The organism is Micrococcus sp. APC 4021 (assembly GCF_030407635.1).
Taxonomy (GTDB): Bacteria; Actinomycetota; Actinomycetes; order Actinomycetales; family Micrococcaceae; genus Micrococcus; species Micrococcus luteus.
Map to the genome: position 1 here is coordinate 1 of NZ_JASDCZ010000167.1, position 3,763 is coordinate 3,763.

General features: G+C 74.1%; 1 protein-coding gene. It reads right to left on the reverse strand.

Annotated elements, in window-relative coordinates; genetic code table 11:
• Positions 1–218 precede the first annotated feature (218 nt).
• Entirely contained in the window at positions 219–3,650 is a 3,432-nt protein-coding gene (locus QL983_RS10725) for a DEAD/DEAH box helicase (protein ID WP_129867373.1), read from the reverse strand.
• Positions 3,651–3,763: the final 113 nt, after the last annotated feature.

Consider the following 3,763-nt stretch of genomic DNA (forward strand, 5'->3'; position numbering starts at 1 on the left):
GTGGGGGCAGGGGCGGCGGTGCTGGCGGGGTCGGCGGTGCTGGAACGGGACGGGCGACGCATGGCCCGAGGCTACCCCCCGCTTTCGTTCGGGAAACGGCGCCCCGGGGACGACTTTCGTTGACGAAACGGGCGGGCGGGCCGCCGTTTCCCGAACGAAAACGTCGCGACACGCCGCCGTTTCCCGAACGAAAACGTCCGGCGCGCCTCGGGTGGCTCTCACTCCTCGGCGCCGAGCATCTCCCGGATGTCCTCGGCGGTGAGGGAGTCGGTGAAGGCGCCGGCGCCGGAGTCGTCGGACTCGTCCATGAGCGCGCCGAACAGCTCGGCCTTGCGCCGCTGCAGCTCGAGCACCTTCTCCTCGATCGTCCCCTCGGACACGAGCCGGTAGACCATCACGGTCCGCTCCTGCCCGATCCGGTGCGCCCGGTCCACGGCCTGCGCCTCCGCGGCGGGGTTCCACCACGGATCCATGAGGAACACGTAGTCCGCCTCGGTCAGGGTCAGGCCGAAGCCGCCCGCCTTCAGGGAGATCAGGAACACCGGCGCCTCGCCCTCGCGGAAGCCGCGGATCACGTCGGCGCGCCCGCGCGTGGAGCCGTCGAGGTACGCGTGCTCGATCTCCAGGTGGTCCAGCTCCTCGGCGATCACCCGCAGGAAGCTCGTGAACTGGCTGAACACGATCACGCGGTGCCCCTCGCCGATCACCTCGGTGAGGTCGTCGAGGAACCGCTCGAGCTTCGAGCTGGGCACGGAGGCGTACTGGTCGTCGACGATCTGCGGCGCCAGCGCGAGCATCCGCAGCAGCGTGAGCGACGTGAAGATGGTGAACCGGTTGCCGTCCATGTCCCCGAGCAGGCCCAACACCTTGCGGCGCTCGCGCTGGAGCACGCGGTCGTAGAGCTTGCGGTGGGCCGGCTCGAGCTCCACCTGGAGGATCTGCTCCTGCTTGGACGGCAGGTCCTTCGCCACGAGCTCCTTGGAGCGGCGCAGCATGAACGGGCGCACGCGGCGGCGCAGGGCCGCCATCCGCTCGGGGTCCCCCCCGGTCTCGATGGGGGTCACGTAGGTCTCGCGGAACCGGCGGTGGCTCGGGAACAGGCCCGGCACGACGACGCCCAGCAGCGCCCACAGGTCGCTGAGGGAGTTCTCCATCGGCGTGCCGGTGATGGCCAGCCGGAAGGGGGCGCGCAGGTCGCGGGCCACCGTGTGCACCTTCGCGGCGCGGTTCTTCAGGAACTGTGCCTCGTCGAAGACCACCCCGCCCCAGTCGAGTCCGCCGTACTGGCCGGCGTCGATCCTCAGGAGCGTGTAGCTGGTGACCACCACGTCCGCCCCCGCCACCTCGTCCGCCACGGCGGTGCCGCGCTTGCGGGTGGTGGTGTCCAGGACGCGCACGTCGAGGTCCGGGGTGAACTTCTCGGCCTCGGCCGCCCACACGGACACCACGGAGCTCGGCGCGACCACGAGGAACGGCGGCCGCTCGGGCCGGGCCTGACGTGCGTGGGCGAAGAGCGCGAGGGTCTGGACGGTCTTGCCCAGGCCCATGTCGTCGGCCAGGATCCCGCCGAGGTCCTGCTCCCACAGGAACGCGAGCCAGCGCAGGCCCTCCTCCTGGTAGGGGCGCAGGTCGGCCTTCAGGCCGGCGGGGCGCGGGGCCTCGGGGAGGCGCTCGACGGCGGCCAGGCGCCCGACGGCGGCGGTCCACTCCGGGTCCTCGTCCACCTCGTCCGCGAGCTCCTTGAGGTCCTCCCAGAAGCCGACCTGGTGCCGTGAGACGGGGGTGTGCTCCGGGGTCCACTCCTGCAGGGTGGCGGCCTCGGAGAGCAGGGCGCGCAGCCGGTCGAAGGCGGGGTGGTCGAGGCCCAGGTAGGAGCCGTCCGAGAGGATCAGCGTGGTCCTGCCCTGCACGAGCGCGGTGAACAGCTCCACGAACGGCAGCACGTGCCCGTCCACGGAGACCTGCACACCGAGGTCGAACCAGTCGTTCTGCGTGGCCTTCGTGCCGACCTCGATGCGCGGGGCGGCCTTCAGCTCGCGGTAGTCGGGGCGGTCGCCGGTGACGTCCACGCGCACGTGGTCGGCGCGCTGCAGCAGCGGCAGCACCTGCTCGGAGAACCGGGCGGCGCCCACGCCCTCGAGGACCTGCTCCTCGGCGCGGCCGGCGCGCGGCCAGAGCTCGGTCACGGCGCGCAGCACCGCGTCCTCGTGCCGGGTGTCCCGCAGCGGGTCGCCGCCGGCGTCGAGGCCGAGTTCGCGGGGCGGGTCGAAGTAGAGCCAGGACCAGCGCAGCACGAGCTCGTGGTCGGGCCGGAAGTCGGCGCGCAGCCGCAGCACGGGCGGCTCGAACTCGGGCAGCTCCACGGAGGCGTCGCCGCTGGTCACGGGCAGGGCGCCACGCAGCCGCGGGTAGATCCGGCCGAGGAACTCCTCGCGGTCCGCGGCGGGCACCCGCACGGGCCCGCCGGCGAGCACGAGCTGCTGCACGGCCTCGGGGACGGGGCGTTCGGCGGGGATCAGGTGGAGCACGGCCTCCTCGTCCGTGAGCTCCACGCGGTAGAAGCCGATGCCGCCCACGGCGTGCACACCGCTCAGCCCGGGGACGGGCGGGGCCGGGTCGAGGGCCGGGGCCACGTCCAGGCCGCCGTCGGGGGCGCCGGTGACGTCCAGCCCGACGGCGGCGGGCGCCTCCAGCACCACGTCCGTCAGCAGCCCCAGCGGCACGAGCTCCACCCCGACCTCGCGGGCCTCCGCGAGCAGCTGCCAGATCCGCGGGGAGTCGAAGACGTGCAGACCGAACCAGGCGTCGCCCGGGTAGGAGTCCTCGGCCTGGACCTGACGCCAGATCAGGCGCATCGCCCGCTCCTGGGCGGGGGCGAACTCGGCGCGCGGGAACTGGAACGCCTTCCACGTCAGCCCGCCCTTGATCCACGTCCCCTTGGCCCCGCGCTTGAGCGGGCGCACGGTCACGTACAGCGGGCGGCCCTCGCGCACCTGCTCCTCCCCGGCCGTCGCCGGGCCCCACTGCTGGAACGCGTTGCGGGAGGACTCGGCCACGAGCTCCACGCCGATCGCCAGCGCGGGCGGCGTGCCCAGCCGGCGCGGACCGTCGAGCCCGGCCAGCGGCTCCATGACCCGTCGCCAGTCCAGGCCGGCAGCGGGTGGGGGCGCCGCCCCGTCCGCGGCCGGGGCGTCGAGGCCGGCCGGGCCGCCGTCGTCGTGGCCCCGTCCGGCGGGCGCGGGCAGCGCGTCCGCCGTGGTGACCATCTCGGCGAGCTTGCGGCGGGCGTCGTCGAGGGCCTGGTCGGCGTCGAGGCGGACCACCTGGTAGAGCGCGGCGGCCACGTGCTTGCAGTCCGTCCCGACCGGGCACGTGCAGCGCCCGCCCACCGGCTCCATGAGGGCGCCGGCGCCGTCCTCGGCGGCGTCGTCGTAGGCCTCCTGCAGCTGCACCTGCACCCGGTAGGGGCTGGGCGCGGTGCCCTGGACGGAGGCGCTCAGACGGCCGGTGGCGGCGTCGTAGCGCAGGCGCCCCACGGCACCCGACGCGGCCACGGCGAAGCCGCGGTCCGCACTGGTGGGCCCGACGACGGCGCGGATGGCCTCGGTGCGCAGGTGCGGCAGGACGTCTCCGGAATCTGCAGTGGCCATAGCGAGCAGTCTTTCACGGACCGTGCCGGGCCCGCTCCGACCGACACCGGCCCGGCGGCGTGCCGACCACCCCGTTCCCGGGCCCGCACACCTGAGACCTTCAGCCCGACCCG

Coding starts and splice junctions, on each gene's coding strand:
- QL983_RS10725 (WP_129867373.1), bottom strand. CDS start 3,650: ATGGCCACTGCAGATTCCGGAGACGTCCTGCCGCACCTGCGCACCGAG.